The 20019-nt window shown below is 65.5% G+C and carries 24 protein-coding genes; 16 read left to right on the forward strand and 8 right to left on the reverse strand.

Annotated elements, in window-relative coordinates:
• Positions 1–4: 4 nt before the first annotated feature.
• The 4 genes from GR702_RS17925 to GR702_RS22720 form a co-directional block, all read right to left on the reverse strand.
• Entirely contained in the window at positions 5–1195 is a 1191-nt protein-coding gene (locus GR702_RS17925; RefSeq protein WP_160987089.1) for a zinc-dependent alcohol dehydrogenase, read from the reverse strand.
• The gene (locus GR702_RS17930; RefSeq protein ID WP_160987090.1) at positions 1195–1770 is read right to left on the reverse strand and encodes an SRPBCC family protein; all 576 of its coding nucleotides are present in this window, start codon (positions 1768–1770) and stop codon (positions 1195–1197) included. The genes GR702_RS17925 and GR702_RS17930 overlap by 1 nt, the downstream gene beginning before the upstream one ends.
• Positions 1771–1792: 22 nt before the next feature.
• Entirely contained in the window at positions 1793–2017 is a 225-nt protein-coding gene (locus tag GR702_RS17935; RefSeq protein WP_160987091.1) for a hypothetical protein, read from the reverse strand.
• A 317-nt stretch (positions 2018–2334) separates the two neighbouring features.
• Complete coding sequence (locus GR702_RS22720; protein ID WP_337192642.1) at positions 2335–2481, reverse strand: hypothetical protein; 147 nt, start codon at positions 2479–2481, stop codon at positions 2335–2337.
• Between GR702_RS22720 and GR702_RS17940 the strand changes: the two genes are divergently transcribed.
• Positions 2482–3075 carry a Crp/Fnr family transcriptional regulator gene (locus tag GR702_RS17940; RefSeq protein WP_337192643.1) on the forward strand — a complete coding sequence of 198 codons (594 nt, stop codon included), beginning with the start codon at positions 2482–2484 and terminating at the stop codon, positions 3073–3075.
• An 83-nt stretch (positions 3076–3158) separates the two neighbouring features.
• Here GR702_RS17940 and GR702_RS17945 read toward each other — a convergent pair whose 3' ends face one another.
• Positions 3159–3668: a DUF4142 domain-containing protein gene (locus GR702_RS17945; protein WP_237449792.1), complete on the reverse strand. Its 510-nt coding sequence runs from the start codon at positions 3666–3668 to the stop codon at positions 3159–3161.
• A 20-nt stretch (positions 3669–3688) separates the two neighbouring features.
• Entirely contained in the window at positions 3689–4786 is a 1098-nt protein-coding gene (locus tag GR702_RS17950; protein ID WP_160987093.1) for an alpha/beta hydrolase, read from the reverse strand.
• Between the two features lie 209 nt (positions 4787–4995).
• Here GR702_RS17950 and GR702_RS17955 point away from each other — a divergent pair, with 209 nt between their 5' ends.
• Together GR702_RS17955 and GR702_RS17960 are read left to right on the forward strand one after the other, a co-directional pair.
• A complete protein-coding gene (locus GR702_RS17955) occupies positions 4996–5181 on the forward strand; it encodes a hypothetical protein (protein ID WP_160987094.1) in 186 nt (61 codons plus the stop codon).
• A gap of 82 nt (positions 5182–5263) precedes the next feature.
• Positions 5264–5461, forward strand: coding sequence for a hypothetical protein (locus GR702_RS17960; protein ID WP_160987095.1), 198 nt, complete (start codon positions 5264–5266; stop codon positions 5459–5461).
• Between the two features lie 101 nt (positions 5462–5562).
• Here the strand turns inward: GR702_RS17960 and GR702_RS17965 are convergent, their stop codons facing one another.
• Positions 5563–6876, reverse strand: coding sequence for an MFS transporter (locus tag GR702_RS17965; protein ID WP_160987096.1), 1314 nt, complete (start codon positions 6874–6876; stop codon positions 5563–5565).
• Between the two features lie 188 nt (positions 6877–7064).
• On the opposite strand from GR702_RS17965, the gene cyoA reads away from it, so the two are divergent.
• The 9 genes from cyoA (at position 7065) to GR702_RS18010 (ending at position 15416) form a co-directional block, all read left to right on the forward strand.
• The gene (gene cyoA, locus GR702_RS17970; RefSeq protein WP_160987097.1) at positions 7065–8402 is read left to right on the forward strand and encodes a ubiquinol oxidase subunit II; all 1338 of its coding nucleotides are present in this window, start codon (positions 7065–7067) and stop codon (positions 8400–8402) included.
• A 7-nt stretch (positions 8403–8409) separates the two neighbouring features.
• Positions 8410–10425, forward strand: coding sequence for a cytochrome o ubiquinol oxidase subunit I (gene cyoB, locus GR702_RS17975; protein ID WP_160987098.1), 2016 nt, complete (start codon positions 8410–8412; stop codon positions 10423–10425).
• A 4-nt stretch (positions 10426–10429) separates the two neighbouring features.
• Positions 10430–11071: a cytochrome o ubiquinol oxidase subunit III gene (gene cyoC / locus GR702_RS17980; protein WP_160987099.1), complete on the forward strand. Its 642-nt coding sequence runs from the start codon at positions 10430–10432 to the stop codon at positions 11069–11071.
• The gene (cyoD, locus tag GR702_RS17985; protein WP_160987100.1) at positions 11071–11478 is read left to right on the forward strand and encodes a cytochrome o ubiquinol oxidase subunit IV; all 408 of its coding nucleotides are present in this window, start codon (positions 11071–11073) and stop codon (positions 11476–11478) included. Before cyoC ends, cyoD begins: the two co-directional genes overlap by 1 nt.
• A gap of 19 nt (positions 11479–11497) precedes the next feature.
• Positions 11498–12229, forward strand: a complete 732-nt coding sequence (locus tag GR702_RS17990; RefSeq protein WP_337192644.1) for an SURF1 family protein — start codon at positions 11498–11500, stop codon at positions 12227–12229.
• A complete protein-coding gene (locus GR702_RS17995) occupies positions 12226–13554 on the forward strand; it encodes an ATP-binding protein (protein ID WP_337192645.1) in 1329 nt (442 codons plus the stop codon). The genes GR702_RS17990 and GR702_RS17995 overlap by 4 nt, the downstream gene beginning before the upstream one ends.
• The gene (locus GR702_RS18000) at positions 13551–14099 is read left to right on the forward strand and encodes a response regulator transcription factor (RefSeq protein WP_160987101.1); all 549 of its coding nucleotides are present in this window, start codon (positions 13551–13553) and stop codon (positions 14097–14099) included. Before GR702_RS17995 ends, GR702_RS18000 begins: the two co-directional genes overlap by 4 nt.
• Positions 14100–14201: 102 nt before the next feature.
• Positions 14202–14903, forward strand: coding sequence for a Crp/Fnr family transcriptional regulator (locus GR702_RS18005; protein ID WP_160987102.1), 702 nt, complete (start codon positions 14202–14204; stop codon positions 14901–14903).
• Positions 14904–14978: 75 nt separating this feature from the next.
• Positions 14979–15416, forward strand: a complete 438-nt coding sequence (locus GR702_RS18010) for a GtrA family protein (protein WP_160987103.1) — start codon at positions 14979–14981, stop codon at positions 15414–15416.
• A gap of 42 nt (positions 15417–15458) precedes the next feature.
• Here the strand turns inward: GR702_RS18010 and GR702_RS18015 are convergent, their stop codons facing one another.
• Entirely contained in the window at positions 15459–16160 is a 702-nt protein-coding gene (locus tag GR702_RS18015; RefSeq protein ID WP_160987104.1) for an OmpW/AlkL family protein, read from the reverse strand.
• Between the two features lie 221 nt (positions 16161–16381).
• Between GR702_RS18015 and ccoN the strand changes: the two genes are divergently transcribed.
• The 4 genes from ccoN to ccoP are packed head-to-tail and all read left to right on the forward strand — an operon-like array spanning position 16382 to position 19947.
• A complete protein-coding gene (ccoN, locus tag GR702_RS18020; protein WP_160987105.1) occupies positions 16382–18031 on the forward strand; it encodes a cytochrome-c oxidase, cbb3-type subunit I in 1650 nt (549 codons plus the stop codon).
• 20 nt (positions 18032–18051) lie between these two features.
• On the forward strand, positions 18052–18801 hold the full coding sequence (ccoO, locus tag GR702_RS18025) for a cytochrome-c oxidase, cbb3-type subunit II (RefSeq protein ID WP_160987106.1): 750 nt from the start codon (positions 18052–18054) through the stop codon (positions 18799–18801).
• Entirely contained in the window at positions 18798–18968 is a 171-nt protein-coding gene (locus tag GR702_RS18030; protein ID WP_160987107.1) for a cbb3-type cytochrome c oxidase subunit 3, read from the forward strand. Before ccoO ends, GR702_RS18030 begins: the two co-directional genes overlap by 4 nt.
• Positions 18961–19947 (forward strand): cytochrome-c oxidase, cbb3-type subunit III, encoded by a 987-nt coding sequence (gene ccoP, locus GR702_RS18035; protein WP_160987108.1) that lies wholly within the window; start codon positions 18961–18963, stop codon positions 19945–19947. Before GR702_RS18030 ends, ccoP begins: the two co-directional genes overlap by 8 nt.
• Positions 19948–20019 lie beyond the last annotated feature (72 nt).

Below are 20019 nucleotides of genomic sequence, written 5' to 3' on the forward strand. Positions count from 1 at the left end.
CTCCTCAGGCGGCTACGCGGTCGAGATCGGGCTTGAGCACGATCTTGGTGACCTCGTTCTGTTTGTCGTGGAACATCTTGTACCCGTCGGGTGCCTGGCTCAGCGGCAGGCGGTGGCTGATCAGGAAAGTGGTGTCGATCTTGCCTTCCATGATCGCGTTCAGCAGGCCGGGAAGATAGCGCTGGACGTGGGTCTGGCCGGTCTTGAGCGTCAGGCCTTTTTCCATGAAGGCGCCCAGCGGAAACTTGTCGACGATGCCGCCGTAGACCGCAGGCATCGACACGCGTCCGCCCTTCCGGCACGCGACGATCGCCTGCCGGATCGAATGGGTGCGATCCGTTCCCAGGAACAGCGAGGCCTTGATCTGGTCCACCACGTTGTCCACGAAGAAGCCGTGCGCCTCGAGGCCGACCGCATCGATGCAGGCATCGGGACCGATCCCGCCGGTCATCTCCTGCAGCGCCTCGTAGACTTTCGTCTCCTCGAAGTTGATGGTTTCCGCGCCGAACTTGCGCGCCAGCTCCAGGCGGTGCGGGAAGTGGTCTATCGCGATGACCCGCTCGGCCCCCATCAGGAAGGCGGACTGCACGGCGAAAAGACCCACCGGTCCGCAGCCCCAGACAGCCACGGTGTCGCCCGGCTCGATCTCGGCGTATTCCGCAGCCTGCCAGCCGGTGGGAAGGATATCGGAGAGGAACAGCACCTTGTCGTCGTCAACGCCGTCAGGGACGACGATCGGCCCGACGTCGGAAAAGGGCACGCGCACGTACTCGGCCTGTCCACCGGCATAGCCGCCTGTCATGTGGCTGTATCCGAAAAGCGCGGACATCGGCTGGCCGTAGACCTCCTGCGCGATGTCCTGGTTGTCGGCCGGGTTGCCATTGTCGCAGGCGGAGTACTGCTGCTTCCCGCAATGGTAGCAGCTGCCGCAGGAAATGGTGAAGGGAACGACGACGCGCTGCCCCTTCTTCAGCGTCGAGCCGGGACCGGTCTCGACCACTTCGCCCATGAACTCGTGGCCCAGAATGTCGCCAGCCTTCATGGTCGGGATATACCCGTCGTAAAGGTGCAGGTCCGAGCCGCAGATGGCGGTCGAGGTGACCTTGATGATCGCGTCACGCGGGTTGACGATCTCCGGATCGTCGACGGTATCGACGCGGACGTCGTGCTTCCCATGCCATGCCAATGCGCGCATCAGGCGATCTCCTCTTCGTGTTGCTGCCTGTTCACGGCATTGGTGGCGACTTCGCCGGTTTCCATGAGCTGCTTGAACCGGCGCAGGTCGCGCCGCGCCTGGACTGCGGGCTCGCGCTGGAACAGCTTGGCCACCGCTTTCCCGACGATGCCGCCCGGCGGATCGTAGAGGATCGTCGCGGTGACGACGGTTCCGCGCGCCCCGGCATCGCGGAACTCGATACGACCGCTGTTCGCCACGCCCGCACCATCGGTGGAAGCCCAGGCGATGGCCTCGTCCTCGATGTCTTGGGTGATCTCGGCGTCCCATTCGACCGTAGACCCGCCGGGCGCGGCGACCACCCAATGGCTCGTCCTGTCGCCGGTGACATCGACACGAACGATGTTGTCCATGAAAGTGGGCAACTGGGAAAAGTCGCGCCAGAAGCGGTAGAGTTCGGCCCGGGGCCGGTTGATCGTCACCGAACGTGAGACGAGGCTGTCGCCGTTGGGCTCCAGCGCCAGGTCCCCGGCATGATCTGCGCCGCTACCGTGCTTGGCGGTAGCTGGCGGCGCATCGTCGCGCATGTCAGTCATTGCAGCTCCTGTGGTTGGTGGTTCAGCGGGTGAGATCGCCATCGCGGCGTTCGGCCTCGGGGTAGTCGTCAGGCTCGACCTCGTTCACCAGAGGGCGATCTTCGACCTTTTCCGGCTTCTGGCCGCCGCGTGTACGATCGTCGTGGCCTTCGTCGGGGCGGGTGTCGCCAAAAGGCCCGCGCGGCGTTTCGGATGGATCGTTCGCCGTGCGCTCGGTGTCGCCCCGGCCGGATTCGGTTCCGCTCATGTGGTTGGCTCCTTCGTATGCCAAACCAAGTCATGCGCCGAAGCATTGGTTCCCTGCACGCCGGACCCGATAACGTCGATCAGTTGCGAAAATCGGGTGGTGCGGTGATGCCCAACTGGCGGCGGTGCTGCGTGATCGGGTTGCCGGGGCGAGTGCCGGACGAAGGCGCGTGTTACAGACGGCCGTCATCGACAATTGTGGTGCACTATTTCTGTCGAAATGGCCCGCCGCATTCGCAGTATGCTGAGGGAGAACTTGCAGCGCACGCGCCGAATGTATCCTTTTGACCGCAAAAGAACTTACGAGTACAATCTGGATCAATTCGGTTGATGGTGAGTTGGTGGCATGTTGTCGATCCCGGGGGGAATCCGAAAGACGCCATGCCGATGGAACAAGGGCATCTCAGCCAGCGCAAATTCAGGCGCCATGAACACCTCGCGCACCGGGGTGAGCTTCAGGATCACGTGCTCCATCTGGAGGAAGGCTGGGCCAGCCGCTACTGCGTGCTGCCCGACGGGCGGCGTCAGATCACGGCCCTTTTCCTGCCGGGAGACTATTGCGAGCCGCAGTGGCTGCTATCGGGCAAGGCGGAGCTTCCCATCCTGGCGCTGACGCCGGTGAAGGCGCGGGCGATCCCATTGGCCGGCGTCCATGCAAGGCCCGGTGATACGGTGATGAAGCTGCTTGGCGGCGTGCTCCAGAACCACGATCGGCAGACGGCATGGATCGTCAGCCTTGGCCGCAAGACGGCCCTTGAACGCGTGGCGGGCCTGCTGGTCGAACTGTTCGAGCGGCTGCAGGCGACCGGCAAGGTCGATGACAACCGCTGCACGATCCCGCTGACCCAGCAGGACATAGCCGACGTGGTGGGGCTCACCCCCGTTCACGTGAACAGGGTTCTGGGCGACCTGAGGAACCGCGGCCTCGTCCGGCTCAGCGGGAAGATCCTGCATCTGCCCTATCCGCAGGCGCTGGGTGCCGCCGCTTCCTCCTCGTCGGAGCGGCCGGTGGACCCGGACGCGCAGCGCACTGCATGGCCGGCCGGAAAGGCGGCCTGATCCGCCAGGCCCCTCGCAAGGATGATCTTGCCGGCGAGGGGTGAAGCGGAACCGCCAAACGACGGTTCCGCTCCAACACGTTTCTACATGCTCTTCAGCATCGTGATGTGCTGTTCGACCACCGGGACGATCTTGCCGGCGGCGTCGCGCAGCGGCTTGGCGGTGCCCTCGCGGGCATAGGCCTGCTGCACGGCCAGAGCCTGGTTGTGGGCCATCTTCTGCTGCGCGATATGGGCGCTGTCGCGTGCGGTACCGGTTTCGCTGTTCAGCTGTGCGATCATCTCGGACTGCGCCGGTGTCAGCTTGGGTGGCATGGGCTTGAGCCCCGATGCCTTCGCCGCCGCCTTGACTTCCTCGGTGCTGTTGGTGTGGTGCGCCACCATCATCTGCGCGAACTCACGCAGTTTGGGGTTGCTGGTGGAGGAAAGCACGATCTTGCTGGATTCGCGCTCGTAGAGGTCGCTGGCAGCGGCGGCGGTGACATACTCCTTCGCGCTCATCGCCTGCGCCTGCGCTGCGGCGGGGGCCAGCAACAAGGCCCCGACTGCGGTGGCCACGCCGTAGATACCGATGCGCCTGTCTTTCATGGACATTGTCTTTCTCCTTGCAAGTCTCAGTTCTTGAACGCTGATTTGAGCCGCGCGATGGCATACTGGTTCGCATCATAGGCGCCGCGGACAATCGCGCCCATGCCGAAGAACTCGTGGGTGACGCCCTCGAACGTGCGCTGTTCGACCTTGACGCCGGAGCTGCGAAGCGCGCCCGCCAGCGTCTCGCCGTCCGAACGCAGAGGATCGATCCGTGCGTTCACGATGGTCACGGCCGGAAGTCCGCGCAGGTTCGCTGCCACAAGGTTGATGCGCGGGTCCTGCGCATCGGCCTTGGTGCGGCTGTAGTAATGGGCGAACCAGTCGAGCATCGGGGTGTTGAGCGGCTTTGCGTTCGCCGAATCCATGCGCGAGGGCAGGGTCCTGGAGCTGTTCGCGATCGGATAGACGCTCAGGATGTGCACCGGCATGGGCAGGCCACTGTCGCGGGCATGGATGGCCGTCGCAACCGCCAGGTTGCCGCCCGCGCTTTCGCCGGCAATGGCCACCCGCTTCGTATCGCCGCCCCAGCTTGCGGCATTGGCCAGCACCCATCCATAAGCGGTGGCGGCATCCTCGTGCTGCGCAGGGAACTTCGCCTCGGGCGCATGGCGGTATTCCACCGATACCACGATGGCGTTGAGCTGCTTTGCCAGCAAGCGCGGCGCGGCGTCATAGACGTTCACGTCCGCAATCACCCAGCCACCGCCGTGATAGTAGACGATGACCGGACGGGGGCGATCGGAGGATTGCACCGGCTCGTAGATGCGGGCGAACTGCCATGGATCCTGGCCATAGGGTATGTCGCGCGTCTTCACCGCGGGATCGGGGGCGGTGGAAAGGCCGCGCGCGCGCATCACGGCCTTCGCCGCGTCGGCAGCGGTGGGCTGGATCCGGGCCTTGACCGGCGTCAGGGTTTCGATCGGCTTGGGCAGCATTGCCGCCAGCGCCGTGAGGACCGCCTGCATGTCGCTGGCGGGCGCCGGCGGCTGTGCGGCGGCGGACCCGGCCGCAGGCTTGGCGACAGGCGGGGGCGGGGCATTCACGGAAGTGGTCGACTGGGCAAGCGCCCCGGTCGCGCAGCCGATGGAAAGGATTGCACCGGCAAGTAGGCTGTATCGCATGAAGGTATCCCTGTTGCCCCTCCGGCTGCGCCAACTCCGAGCCGGAGCCCGGCGTTGCGAGCAAAAGGCACCGGCCTGATCCATGTATGCGATCTTCCAGGATGATTAACCTGGATTGGTTCAGGCGCAACGCATGGCTCCCTCGCGGACTGCCCGCTTATACTGCGGGCGCTTCCGGCGCCCTTGGCTGCGCATCCAAAGGAGCTGTGATGACACCCGACAGGAACACCGATCCGACCAACGTCTCGCCAAAGCGGAAGGGGCGCGCGGCCATTGCCGTGGTCACCATCATCCTGGCGCTCATCGTGATCATCTTCGTCGGCCGCAACCTGTGGCATTCGGATGTCGAGGAACGCGATGAAGCGATCGAAACCCAGCAGCAGGCCACCGGCTGAGGGCGCGAGCCGGGATCGATAGCGATGCCCCGGCGGTTACAGGGTGAACTGCAATCGGCAGCGATGCACCAAGGAGGCCATCATGACGAACGAGCGCACCAAGGGCGAGGACCTCTCGGAAGAGCGGCTCAACCCCGGCTCCGAGTTTCACGGGTCGGGCGGCGCCGGCGCCAACCCGAAGCAACACCGCAAGGGCGAGGACGACGACGCTTTCCTTCGTGAAAGCAAGGTCCAGGCCGGAACGCAGCGCGATCCCGTGCACCGCGAGGAGGACGGCTGACCGCCCCCGCCCGCTTCCCCAAGCGGCATCGGAAACGAAAAAGGGCGCCTCCACCACGGTGGAAGCGCCCTTTTTCTATCCGCCTGCCGGAGCCGACAAGGTCAGCGGCTGGCGAGTTCCTTGTTCAGCCACAGCGCGATGAGAGTCGCCAGCGCGCCCGACAGGAGATAGCCGCCCGAGGCGATCAGGCCGAACTTCACCGACAGCAGCAGCGCGGCGAGCGGCGCGAAGCCGGCGCCGAACAGCCAGGCAAGGTCGCTGGTGAGCGCCGATCCGGTGTAGCGATGCTCCGTCGCAAACGCGGAAGAGACGACGCCCGACGACTGGCCGAAGGCAAGACCGAGCAGGATGAACCCGGAAATCATGAACACGATCTCGCCCGCGGTGCCGCCGTCAAGCAGCTGGGGAGCGAAGCCGCTGAACACCGCGATGCCGACGGCGCAGGCGCCCAGCAGGGTGCGACGGCCGTAGCGGTCTGCGAGGCGTCCCGAGAAGACCATGGCGACGACGCCGAACGCGGCGGCCAGGGCCTCGATCAGCAGGAAGCCGGTGGGCGCCTCGCGGGTGAAGAGGAACACCCAGGAGAGCGGGAAAACGGTGACCATGTGGAACAGCGCAAAGCTGGCGAGCGGGGCGAACGCGCCGATGACGATCGTGCGCCACTCGCGCGAGACGGTGTTCATGACGCTGACCGGCTGCAGGTCGCGACTTTCGAAGAGGTTCTGGAATTCCTCGGTCACGACGATGCGCAGGCGCGCGAACAGAGCGACGACGTTGATCGCGAAGGCCACGAAGAAGGGATAGCGCCAGCCCCAGTCGAGGAAGTCGGCGGCCGGCAAGGTCGCGATCATGAACGCGAAGAGCAGGCTGGCGACGATGAGGCCGAAAGGCGCGCCGAGCTGCGGGATCATCGCGTACCAGCCGCGACGGTTCTCGGGAGCGTTCAGCGCGAGCAGTGAAGCCAGACCGTCCCAGGTGCCGCCCAGGGCAAAGCCCTGGCCCAGCCGCATCAGCGCGAGCAGCCAGACCGCGCTTGCGCCTGCGGTCTCGTACGAGGGCAGGAACGCGATAGCCGCCGTGGAGCCGCCCAGGCCGAACAGCGCGATCGTCAGCTTCACGCCGCGTCCATAGGCGCGGTCGATCGCCATGAACACGAGCGAGCCGACCGGCCGGGCCAGGAAGGCCAGCGCAAAGACGGCGAACGAATAGAGCGTGCCGGTAAGCGGATCCACGAAAGGAAAGAACAGCTTCGGGAAGACCAGCACCGACGCGATCGCGTAGACGAAGAAGTCGAAGAACTCGGATGTACGCCCGATGATCACGCCGATCGCGATCTCTCCGGGAGAGATCGTGTGGTGCGCCTTGAACGTCGGCAGGCCGAGTTCCTCGCGGGTCGGGGTGGTTGTAATGCTCATCTGGCGTCTCGCAGCCTTCGTCTGGTAGTAACACACGTCCGGGTGAAAAGTCTCCACGCGTCCGCGAATCGCGCAGGCGCGGCAGGCGCCCGGCTTCACACGTGCCGCCTATGTCATGGACAAGGCGCAAGGGGATTGGACAAAATGTCCTATGTTCGCATCCGCAGCACGAGCCTAGGCGCAGCGCCATGCACCCGCTCGAGTCTCGTCTGAACCCGCCCGGCCGCAGCAGCGGCCCGAGTCGCTTCCTCAACCTGCGCGCGCTTTCAGCGCTTGCGCTTGCCGGATCGCTGGCCGCCTGCAACACGGTCGTGCTCGATCCTGCTGGCGACGTGGCGCGTCAGCAGGGAGACCTGGTCGTCATCTCGACCTTGCTCATGCTGCTGATCGTCGTGCCCGTGATGTCGGCCGTGGCGATCTTCGCATGGCGCTACCGCGCGTCGAACAAGGATGCCCGGTACGAGCCCGACTGGGACCACTCGACCCAGCTGGAACTGCTCATCTGGACGGCTCCGCTGCTAATCATCATCTGCCTGGGCGCGGTGACCTGGGTGAGCACGCACCTGCTCGACCCGTACCGCTCCATCGGCCGGATCGACGCCAGGACTGCCGTGGCCGCCGATGCGCGCCCGCTGCAGGTCGAAGTCGTCGCGCTCGACTGGAAGTGGCTGTTCATCTATCCCGAGCAGGGCATCGCCACAGTGAACGAGCTGGTCGTGCCCACCGGCAGGCCGCTGCAGTTCAAGATCACCTCGTCGAGCGTGATGAACTCGTTCTACGTGCCGGCCATGGCCGGACAGATCTACGCGATGCCTGGCATGGAAACCCGCCTGCACGCGGTCATGAACGAGCCTGGCAAGTTCGTCGGCCTTTCGGCGAACTACTCCGGCGCGGGTTTCTCGAACATGCGCTTTGCCGCGCATTCCGTCTCGGAAGATCAGTTCGCCAAATGGGTCGGCAAGGTGAAGGCCTCGCCCATGCAGCCCGGCCCCATCGGCGAAGCGGCGGACGATCCGCTCAAGAACGCGCCGCCCCCGCGCCCGGTCGGCGGTAACCTCGACCGCGCGGCCTACCTCGAGCTCGAAAAGCCGAGCGAGAAGGTCCAGGTGATCCGTTACTCCTCGGTCGCGCCCGATCTCTACGATGCGATCGTCGACATGTGCGTCGAACCCGGCAAGATGTGCTCGAGCGAGATGATGGCCATCGACGCGCGCGGCGGGCTCGGCAAGGCCGGGATCCGCAACGTCTCGATGCTCGAATACGACAAGAACGGACGCGCTGAAGGAAGCAAGGCCACGGCTAACCCGAACGATGCGGTCCGCAAGGAACTGGCCTGGGTGCGCGCCTTGTGCCGCCAGATCCCTGGCGCCGCGCCGGACGGCACCATCAAGGCGCCCGCCGACATGCGCTCGCTGAACGGCGCCGGCCTTGCCGCGCCGCAATCGATCGGCCTTGGCGACGAAAGGGCGGCTCCCGCCGCCCGTACGTCGCCGGTCGAGCACATTTCCCTGAATTCCCGGAACTGACACGATCATGGCAACCGAAGCCGCCGTAGACCACTCCCACTGGAGCCCCTTGCTGGGCCGCCTGTGGCTGGACGCCATCCCGCAGGAGCCGATCGTGCTCGCGACCTTCGTGGTCGTGGTGCTCGGCGGCATCGCCATGGTGGGGGCGCTCACCTACTTCAAGCTGTGGAGCTACCTCTGGAAGGAGTGGTTCACCAGCGTGGACCACAAGAAGATCGGCATCATGTACATGGTGCTGGGCCTGGTCATGTTCCTGCGCGGCTTCGCCGATGCGGTCATGATGCGCATCCAGCAGTCGATGGCCTTCAACGGCAACGAAGGCTACCTGAACGCCCATCACTACGACCAGATCTTCACCGCGCACGGCGTGATCATGATCTTCTTCGTGGCGATGCCGTTCGTCACGGGCCTCATGAACTACCTCGTGCCGCTGCAGATCGGCGCGCGCGACGTCAGCTTCCCGTTCCTCAACAACTTCAGCTTCTGGATGACCACCGCCGGTGCGGTGCTGGTCATGATGAGCCTGTTCATCGGTGAGTTCGCGCAGACGGGGTGGCTGGCCTATCCGCCGCTGTCGAACCTTGCGTACAGCCCGTGGGTCGGCGTCGACTACTACATCTGGGCGCTGCAGATCGCAGGTGTGGGCACGCTGCTTTCGGGCGTCAACCTCATCTGCACCATCGTGAAGATGCGCGCGCCCGGCATGACCATGATGCGCATGCCCATCTTCACCTGGACGTCGCTGTGCACGAACATCCTCATCGTCGCCGCCTTCCCGGTGCTGACGGCGGTGATGACGATGCTCTCGGTCGACCGCTACCTGGGCTTCAACTTCTTCTCGAACGACTTCGGCGGCTCGCCGATGATGTACGTCAACCTCATCTGGATATGGGGCCACCCCGAGGTCTACATCCTGATCCTGCCGCTCTTCGGCGTGTTCTCGGAAGTGACTTCGACGTTCTCGGGCAAGCGCCTGTTCGGCTACTCGTCGATGGTCTACGCGACCCTCGTCATCACCATCCTGTCCTACCTCGTGTGGCTGCACCACTTCTTCACGATGGGTTCGGGAGCGAGCGTCAACTCGTTCTTCGGCATCACCACCATGGTGATCTCGATCCCGACCGGCGCGAAGCTGTTCAACTGGCTGTTCACGATGTACCGCGGTCGCATCCGCTACGAGCTGCCGATGATGTGGACCATCGCGTTCATGCTGACGTTCACCGTCGGCGGCATGACCGGCGTCCTGCTCGCCGTGCCGCCTGCCGACTTCGTCCTCCACAACTCGCTGTTCCTCATCGCGCACTTCCATAACGTGATCATCGGCGGCGTGCTGTTCGGCCTGTTCGCGGCGATCAACTTCTGGTGGCCCAAGGCCTTCGGCTTCAAGCTCAACCAGTTCTGGGGCAAGGTCAGCTTCTGGCTGTGGGTGCCCGGGTTCTGGGTGGCGTTCATGCCGCTCTACGTCCTGGGCCTGATGGGCGTCACTCGCCGCATGCGCGTGTTCGACGATCCGAGCCTGCAGATCTGGTTCATCATCGCCGGTATCGGCGCGGCCATGATCGCCGGCGGCATCGGCGCCATGCTGGTCCAGTTCGCCGTCTCCATCTGGAAGCGCGAGGAACTGAAGGAAGAGACCGGCGATCCGTGGAACGGCCGTACGCTCGAGTGGTCGACCTCGTCGCCGCCGCCCGAGTACAACTTCGCCTTCACGCCGATCGTGCACGACATCGACGCTTGGGAAGACATGAAGCGCTGCGGCGTCCAGCGTCCCACCTCCGGCTTCCGCCCGATCCACATGCCCAAGGGCACTGGAACCGGCGTGATCCTGGCTGCGCTGTCGACCATCTGCGGCTTTGCGATGATCTGGTACATCTGGTGGCTTGCGGCGATCTCGTTCGCCGGGATCATCGGCTACGCCATCTTCCACACGTTCAACTACAAGCGGGACTACCACATTCCCGTCGAGACGGTCGAAGCGACCGAGGCGGCACGCACCCGCCAGCTCGCCGCCGCGGGAGCCTGAGCCCATGACTGCAACCATCGACACGACGCATGACCTCAGCCAGCCCGAGCTGCAGGCCGCGTTCTATGACCTGAACGAGCACGACCATCCCGAAGGCGGCAGCACGATGCTGGGCTTCTGGATCTACCTGATGAGCGACTGCCTCATCTTCGCGATGCTCTTCGCGGCATACGGCGTGCTGGGCGGAAGCCTGGCTGCCGGGCCCGGTCCCAAGGACCTGTTCGAACTGCCGCTGGTGGCGCTCAACACCGCCATGCTGCTGTTCTCGTCGATCACCTACGGCTTCGCCATGCTTGCCATGGAGAAGGGCAATAAGGGCGGCACGCAGCTGTGGCTGCTGGTCACCGCGGTGTTCGGCGGGGCGTTCCTCTCGATCGAGATGTATGAGTTCTACCATCTCATCCACGAGGGCGCGACGCCGATGCGTTCGGGCTTCCTCACCGCGTTCTTCTCGCTGGTGGGCACTCACGGCCTTCACGTCACCTTTGGCATGATCTGGCTGTTCACGCTTGTCGTGCAGATTGCGCAGAAGGGTCTCATCCCGGCCAACAAGCGCCGCCTCATGTGCCTTTCGCTGTTCTGGCACTTCCTCGACGTCATCTGGATCGGCGTCTTCACGTTCGTCTATCTCATGGGAATGCTGTGATGGCACACGCCGACACCCACACCGAAGAGCACGCACATCCGCATCCCGGCGCCGACAAGCACGACGCCATGGAGCATGGCGGCCACGGATCGATGCGCGAGTACGTGGTCGGTTTCATCCTCTCCGTGGTGCTTACGGCGATCCCGTTCTGGCTCGTGATGTCCGGTGCCATCCCCGACGGACGGACGACCGCGCTGGTGATCATGGCCTTCGCGATCGTGCAGATCGTCGTCCACATGATCTACTTCCTGCACATGAACACCAAGTCGGAGAACGGCTGGACGGTGATGGCGCTGATCTTCACGATCGTCATCGTGGTGATCGCGCTGTCGGGCTCGCTCTGGGTCATGTACCACCTCAACACCAACATGATGCCCATGAGTCACGACATGAGCCAGATGCCCTGACGCGCAATCCGGTTCGCAAGTGACTCGTATCGAAAACAAAGCAGCGCGGCGGCCTTTCGGGCTTGCCGCGCTTCTGCTTGTGGCCATGGTGGCATTCGCCGCGCTGGGCGTCTGGCAAGTGCAGCGCATGCACTGGAAACATGCGCTGATCGCCCGGGTGGAAGCGCGGGTCCATGCCGCGCCGGTTGCCCTTCCGGCGGGCGCACGGCTTGCGGGAACGGGCGCTGGCGAACTCGAGTATCTTCGCGTGCGGGCATCGGGCGTGTATCAGGCGCGCGCGACAGCCCTTGTGCGGGCCGCGACGGAGCTTGGCACGGGATACTGGACGATGACGCCGCTGCGCCTGGAGGATGGCCGCACTCTCTGGATCAACCGGGGCTTCGTGCCCGAAGGAACGGCAGTGAGCGCGGCCGCCGCATCAGCGCCGGAAGGGTGCGTGACCGTGGTGGGCTTGCTGCGCAGGAGCGAGCCGGCGGGCAGCCTGCTCCAGTCCAACCGGCCGCAGGACGATCGCTGGTACTCCCGCGATGTGGCCGCGCTCGCAGCGGCGCGCGGGGTAGGCGCAGTGGTGCCGGCCTTCGTCGACGCACAGGCCGAGCAGGCGGGCCCCGCACGAAGCACAGGTGCAAGGCCGGTGCCGGGCCTCACGCAAGTTCGCTTCCCTGACAGCCACCTGACATATGCGCTTACCTGGCTCGCGATGGCGCTGCTCTCGGCCGTGGGGCTTGCGTTCGTCTGGCGCCGGGCGTGATCGAACGGGTGGCGAGCCTGTTCCTCCCATCCGGAGGAGCGTTGAACTCGCCGAGCCGCTCCAGCGTTATCCTGCTGACCCAGCTGCGCTGGACCGCCGTCTTCGGGCAGCTCGCGACGATCGTGGTCGTCTCGGCAGGCCTTGGCATCCGGCTGCCGCTGGCTCCGCTGCTGATGGCGCCCCTGCTGCTGATCGTCGTCAACCTCATGGTGGCGGGCGTGCTTAAGCGGCGCCGGGCGTTTTCCCAGCGCGAGCTGTTCTCGGCGCTGATGATCGACGTGGTGGCGCTGTGCTGGCAGCTTTACCATTCGGGCGGGGCGACAAACCCCTTCACCTTCCTGTTCCTGCTCCAGATCGTGATCGGGGCCATCATCCTCGAGGCGCGCTGGAGCTGGCTCGTGGCGGTCAACGCGTGCCTGTGCATGGCGCTGCTGACGTTCCACTACACCCCCTTGCGCCTGCCGCCGCCCCATTCCGGGGATCCGTTCCGCCTTTATATCCAGGGCAGCCTGTTCTGCTTCGTGCTGGCTGCTGTGCTGTTGATCGTCTTCGTGGTCAGGCTCGACCGCAACCGGCGCGAGAGCGATGGGCAGCTCGCCACGCTTCGCCAGCAGGCCGCGGAAGAGGACCACATCATCCGGATGGGCCTGCTCGCCTCGGGTGCGGCGCATGAACTGGGTACGCCGCTTTCGTCTATTTCGGTGATCCTGGGAGACTGGAGCCGCGAGCCCCTGATCGCCGGCGATCCCGACATGGCGGCGGATCTTGCCGACGTGCGGCGCGAGTTGGAGCGGTGCAAGACCATCGTCTCGGGCATCCTGATGTCTGCCGGGGAAGTGCGCGGGATCGACCCGGCCGTCACCGGCGTGCGCGCCTTCATCGAGGACATCGCCGAGGAGTGGCGCGCGCGCATCCCCGGCGAGCTGCGGCTGGTCGACCGGGTGGAGGAGGACGTGACGATCATCGCCGACCCGGGCCTGCGCCAGGTCATCGGCAACGTGGTGGACAATGCCGCCGAAGTCTCGCCCGACCTCGTGGTGATGGAGGCGTGGACGGACGGCGATGCGGGCGCGCGCACGCTCGTGCTCACAGTGAGCGACCGAGGGCCGGGCTTCGCGCCCGAGATGCTGGGCCGCATCGGCCAGCCCTACGCCTCTACCAAGGGCCGCGACGGAGGAGGGCTTGGCCTGTTCCTCGTCGTGAATGTCATCCGCAAGCTGGGCGGGGCCGTACACGTCGAGAACCGGCCCGGCGGCGGAGCGAGCGTGCAACTCGCGATACCTCTGGCTACACTGGCCCTGAACGACGGGGACGAAAAGCCATGAGCGAAATCGATGTGCTGCCCGAAGGCGCCAGCCTGCTGATCGTGGAGGACGACCCCACTTTCGCGCGCACCCTGCGCCGTTCGTTCGAGCGGCGGGGCTACGCGGTGCAATCCGCCGCCAGTCCCGAGGAAGCCGCCGCGCTCTACACGAGGGAGCACTTCGACTTTGCGGTAGTCGACCTGAAGCTCGGCAGCGCCTCGGGCCTCACCGTGGTGGAGGCGCTGCACGGCCATTCGCCCGATACCCGCATCGTGGTGCTGACCGGGTACGCCAGCATCGCGACAGCCGTGGAAGCGGTGAAGCTGGGAGCGGCGCACTATCTGGCCAAGCCTTCCAACACCGACGACATCGAAGCTGCCTTCGCGTCCCTGCGCGGTGACGCCAGCGTGCCGGTCGAGGGACGCAAAAGCTCGATCAAGACGCTGGAGTGGGAATACATCCACCGCACACTGGTGGAGTGCGATTTCAACATCTCGGAAACCGCACGGCGGCTCGGCCTGCATCGCCGCACGCTGGCGCGCAAGCTCGAGAAGCGCCAGCTGTGACATTCGCGGGCCTGTTCTCGCGAACAGTGGCGAGGTTCCAACATCGCCTCACTTGCGCTATCCGCGCGTTCGACAACTGTCCTTTTCCGGTGACCCACGTCCATGGCTTCCTGTGATCTCTGCGTCGTCCGCAACCGGGCGATCTGTTCGGCGCTCGATGCGCGGGAACTTGGCGCGCTCAACGCCATCGGGCGCACGCGCATGCTGTCGGCCGGCGAATCGATAATCTGGGAAGGCGAGGATTCCGTGTTGGTCGCCAATGTCATCGACGGCGTCCTCAAGCTTTCCACCAACACCGAGGACGGCCGCGAGCAGATCGTCGGAGTGGTATACCCTTCCGATTTCATCGGGCGGCCTTTCGGCGGCACCACGGGCCACGGCGTCACCGCGCTCACCGATTCCACCGTCTGCGTCTTCTCGCGCCGCGATTTCGACGCTTTCGCCCGCGAGCATCCCGCGCTTGAGCACAAGCTGCTGGAACGCACTCTGGGCGAACTCGATCGCACGCGGCGCTGGATGCTGCTGCTGGGGCGCAAGTCCGCCGCGGAAAAGATGGCGAGCTTCCTTGTCGAGATGACGGAGCGCCTCGGCGGTTCGGGATGCCGCATCGATGCCGGCAAACCCAACGAGCGGATGCTCACGCTTCCTTTTTCGCGGCAGCAGATCGCTGATGTCCTCGGGCTCACGATCGAGACCGTCAGCCGCCAGTTCACCCGCCTCAGGAACGAAGGCGTAATCGAGCTGCCCTCGCGCCGCGAGGTCGCGATCCTCGACTATGAAGCGCTCGTGGCCGAGGCAGGATAACGGCCCGGCGTGTTTGGTGCGGTGCCTCGCGCCGCGCAGGAAACAACCGCGCTTCCACCAAGTTTGGCGAAGATCATGCTGATTTCCCGTTACGCCCATGGACCCCAGGATCATCCGGGGCTGTTCAGCCGACACGGTGCAGTGCTGTTCCTGCGCAACGCAGTCGCCTCCAGCTTCTGCTTCGGCGTGGACATGGCGCTGATCTGGCTGCTGGTCTCGCAGATCGGCGTGGACAAGTACGTGGCGGTGACGCTCGGCTTCCTCAGCGCCAATGCCCTTAACTACGTAATCGCGCGGGCATGGGTCTTCCGCGAAAGCGACCGGGGGCTGTTCACCGGCTACGTCTACTTCCTGGGCAACGCGCTTGTCGGCCTCGGGATCATCCTCGCCGGCTTCGCGTTGCTGACAGGGCCGCTGGACACGCACTATCTGCTGGCGCGGGTGATCGTATCGCTGTGTTCGGGCACGATCGTATTCATCCTGAACGCGACGCTGAACTTCCACGAGGTGTGACGCCGCCCCGGAACCGGGCCGGGGCGACGACGGCAGCATGGCTCAGAACCGGTACGACAGGCCCGCGCTGACGACCCAGGGATCGAGGTCGTGGCGGGTCTTGAGCACCTGCTGCCCATCGGCGTAGAAGCTGGCGGTCGGCTTGATGAAGTACTTCTTCGCATCCAGCGAGATGCCATAGCCGTTCTCGCCCAGCGCGATGTCGATGCCGCCCTGCAGGGCGAGACCCAGCGAGTTCGACATCTTTACCTTGTCGACGCCGAGCGCGCGGGCGGTGGAGCCGGGCTTCTCGTCGAAGACGAGGAACAGCGCCGGGCCCGCGCCGACATAGGGCTTGAGCGGACCGCCGGTGTCGAGGTGGAACTTGGCCGTCACCGTTGCGGGCAGGATCAGGACATGGTCCACCAGACGGGTGCCCGCCAGGTCGGCGGCGCCATCGACGTGGTGCTGGGTGAAGCAGCAGATCGTCTCCACCGACACGTTCCTGCTGAAGAAGTACTCGGCCGCGAGCGTTGGCACGACATTGTCGTTCGCCTTCGCATCCACGTCGCTCACGCCCATGCCGGACAGGGTTGCGGCAAGTCCGCTGTCGATCGACTTGATCTTGTCGATCCCGCCATCGGGAAGGACGCCGGTCGCCAGTACCTTGACCTGGAACTTGCCAGCGGGGCTGCCGGCGAGGGCCGGGCCCGAGATGGCGGTCGCGGCGGCCAGTGCGGCTGCGAGCAGGGTGATCTTGCGCATATCGTGTGTTTCCGTAGCCGCCGGGGCCGCACCTTGCGAAATCCCCCCTCTTGAGCGGCGCACCCGAACCTGCGCCTTCCCCTCTTCGCTTGAATTGATCGCGCGCAAGAACCGCCCGATTTTACGCGCGAGCCGGCAATTTGATCGCCGTCAATGCGACTCTCCGTTGCCCGCCGCAAGGCCGCCATTGATCAGCAACTCACCTCGAAAAGAGAAGGCTTATGGTTTCGGTCCTTGCGCGGGCAGGCGTCTGGCTCGTCGTGCTATTCCTGGCCGTCATGGCATCTGCGCTGGCGGCGGACGGGGGCTTCGCGGCCCACATGGGAATCGTCGCCCTCGCCGCTTTCGTCGCGCTCTGGTTTTCCCTGCGCGGAGCGGACTACGATGGCATCGCGCGCGGCGCCCTGCGCTTCCCCGATCAGGGGCGGTACGACGACGACCCGATCCGCTGGGGCGTCATCGCCACGGTGTTCTGGGGCATGGCGGGGTTCCTTGCGGGCGTGTTCATCGCCGCGCAGCTCGCCTGGCCGTGGCTGAACCTGGAGCCGTGGTTTAACTTCGGGCGGGTGCGCCCGCTGCACACATCGGCGGTGATTTTCGCTTTCGGCGGCAATGCCCTGATCGCGACGAGCTACTACGTCGTCCAGCGCACCTGCCGGGCGCGGCTCGCCTTTCCCGCGCTCGCCCGCTTCGTGTTCTGGGGATACCAGCTGTTCATCGTCCTTGCCGCCACGGGCTATCTGCTCGGTATCAGCGAGGGCAAGGAATACGCCGAGCCCGAGTGGTACGTCGATTGGTGGCTGACGATCGTGTGGGTGAGCTACCTCGCGGTCTTCGTGGGCACGATCGTGAAGCGTTCCGAGCCGCACATCTACGTCGCCAACTGGTTCTACCTCGCCTTCATCGTCACCGTGGCGATGCTGCACGTGGTCAACAACCTCGACATGCCTGTAAGCCTGCTGGGCGCCAAGAGCTATCCGCTGTTCGGCGGCGTGCAGGGTGCGCTGGTGCAATGGTGGTACGGGCACAACGCAGTCGGGTTCTTCCTCACCGCCGGTTTCCTGGCGATGATGTACTACTTCGTGCCCAAGCAGGCCGAGCGTCCGATCTATTCCTACCGCCTTTCGATCATCCACTTCTGGTCGCTGATCTTCCTCTACATCTGGGCCGGGCCGCATCACCTGCACTACACCGCCCTGCCCGACTGGGCGCAGACGCTGGGCATGGTGTTCTCGATCATGCTGTGGATGCCGAGCTGGGGCGGCATGATTAACGGGCTGATGACGCTCAACGGTGCCTGGGACAAGGTCCGCACCGATCCGATCATCCGCATGATGGTCATGGCGCTCGCCTTCTACGGCATGAGCACCTTCGAGGGGCCCATGATGTCGATCAAGAGCGTGAACTCGCTCTCGCACTATACCGACTGGACCATCGGCCACGTCCACTCCGGCGCGCTGGGCTGGAACGGGATGATCACTTTCGGGGCGATCTACTATCTCGTTCCGCGCCTGTGGGGACGGAGCCGCCTCTACAGCCTGCGGATGGTGAACTGGCACTTCTGGCTCGCGACGCTGGGCATCGTCTTCTACGCCGCCTCGATGTGGGTCTCGGGCATCACGCAGGGTCTCATGTGGCGCGAGTACGGGGCTGACGGATACCTCGTGAACTCCTTCGCCGACAGCGTGGCCGCGGTGCACCCGATGTTCATCATGCGGGCCTTCGGCGGCCTCCTCTACCTCGTGGGCGCCGCGATCATGACCGTGAACGTCTGGGCCACGATCCTGGGCAGGCTGCGCCGGGAAGCCCCGCTGCGCGATGCGGCCCACGATGCCGCCCGTGATCGGCCCCTGCCGGCCCCCGCCGCCTGAACGACGAAAGGACCACAACCATGACCACCATCGTCGAACGCCACAAGACGCTCGAGAAGAACATCACCCTTCTGGGCATCTGCTCGCTGGTCGTCGTCGCCATCGGCGGCATCGTCGAGATCGCGCCGCTGTTCTGGATCGACAACACGATCGAGAAAGTGGAGGGCGTGCGCCCCTACACCCCGCTCGAGCAGGCAGGCCGCGACATCTACGTGCGCGAGGGATGCCATACCTGCCACAGCCAGATGATCCGCCCCTTCCGCGACGAGGTGGAGCGCTACGGCCACTACAGCCTTGCTGCCGAATCGATGTACGACCACCCGTTCCAGTGGGGTTCCAAGCGGACCGGGCCCGACCTGGCACGGGTGGGCGGGCGCTATTCGGACAGCTGGCACGTCCAGCACCTCAGGAGCCCGCAGTCGGTGGTGCCGGAATCGGTGATGCCGCAGTACGGGTTCCTGGCGGAGCGCGACCTCGAGGTTCCCGATCCTGCGGCCAGCCTCACCGCGCTGCGCCGGGTGGGCGTGCCCTATACCGACCGCGACATCGAGAGCGCGCTCGCCGACCTCAACGCACAGGCCGATCCCGAAGCGGACGCGGGCGATCTCGCGCAGCGCTATCCCAAGGCGCAGGTCCGCGACTTCGACGGCGACCCCAAGCGCGTGACCGAGATGGATGCGCTCGTCGCCTACCTGCAGGTGCTGGGCACCATGGTGGATGTGAACGCCCCTGCCGCGCAGGAGGAACTCGCCTCGGAGAAAGGCCGATGAGCACGCACTCCACCTACGACATGCTGCGGCACATCGCCGACAGCTGGGGCCTGCTGGCCATGCTAGCGATCTTCCTGGTGCTGGTCACCTGGCCCTTCAGGCCCGGGCACCGCGCCAAGAACCACGCTGCCGCCACCCTGATCTTCAAGGACGAGAACGATGGTTGAAGCACCCGGGGCCGACAAGCACCCGAAGGGCCGCCTCGATGAAGCCACGAACACCGAGACCGTGGGTCACGAGTGGGACGGCATCGAGGAGCTCAACACGCCGCTGCCGCGCTGGTGGCTATGGACCTTCTACGCGACGATCGTTTTCGCGCTGGGCTACAGCATCGCCTATCCGGCCTGGCCGATGATCTCCCGCGCAAGCGAGGGCATGCTCGGCTGGTCGAGCCGGGGCGAACTGGCCAGCGACCTTACCGCGCAGGCGTCCGAGCGCTCCCGGCTGGTCGCCGAATTGGCCATCACGCCCATCCAGTCGCTGCCCGGCAAGCCCGAGCTGATGCGCGCGGCAGTGGCGGGCGGGGCCGCCGCCTTCAAGGTCAACTGCGTGCAGTGCCATGGCGCTGGGGCGGCGGGGTCGAAGGGCTTCCCCAACCTCAACGACGACGACTGGCTCTGGGGCGGCGATCTCGTCGCGATCGAGCAGACGCTCCTCCATGGCATCCGCCAGCCCGGAGACGCCGCCACGCGCCAGTCGATCATGCCCGCCTTCGGCGTCGACGGGCTGCTGACGCCCGAGCAGATCGAACAGGTGACGAGCCACGTCCTCGCGCTTTCGGGCAAGGCACGGCCCGATCCGGCGGGCGCGAAGATCTTCGCGGACAACTGCGCGGTCTGCCACGGCCCCGGCGGCAAGGGCAGCCGGCAGTTCGGCGCGCCCGATCTCACCGACGCCATCTGGCTGGACGGCTCCACCCGCGAGGACATCGCCGCGCAGATCCACCGCCCGCACATGGGCGTGATGCCCGCCTGGGGCGAGCGGCTCGATCCCGTCACGATCAAGATGCTGGCAGCCTATGTCCACTCGCTGGGCGGCGGCGAGAAGTTCGCGGCCGTCCCCGATGCCACGGCCGCGCCCGCCGAGGGTGGTGCCCGCGCGGCCCCGCAAGGCCAGCCTTCTCCCACCACGACGGAGGCGCCCTAGGCCGCTTCGGAGGCGAGGGGGCGCGGCGGGCCGGAGCGTGGCTCCGCTCCGCCGCCCCATACGGAAGACATG

The sequence above is a fragment of the Novosphingobium silvae genome (assembly GCF_009856825.1).
Classification (GTDB): domain Bacteria; phylum Pseudomonadota; class Alphaproteobacteria; order Sphingomonadales; family Sphingomonadaceae; genus Novosphingobium; species Novosphingobium silvae.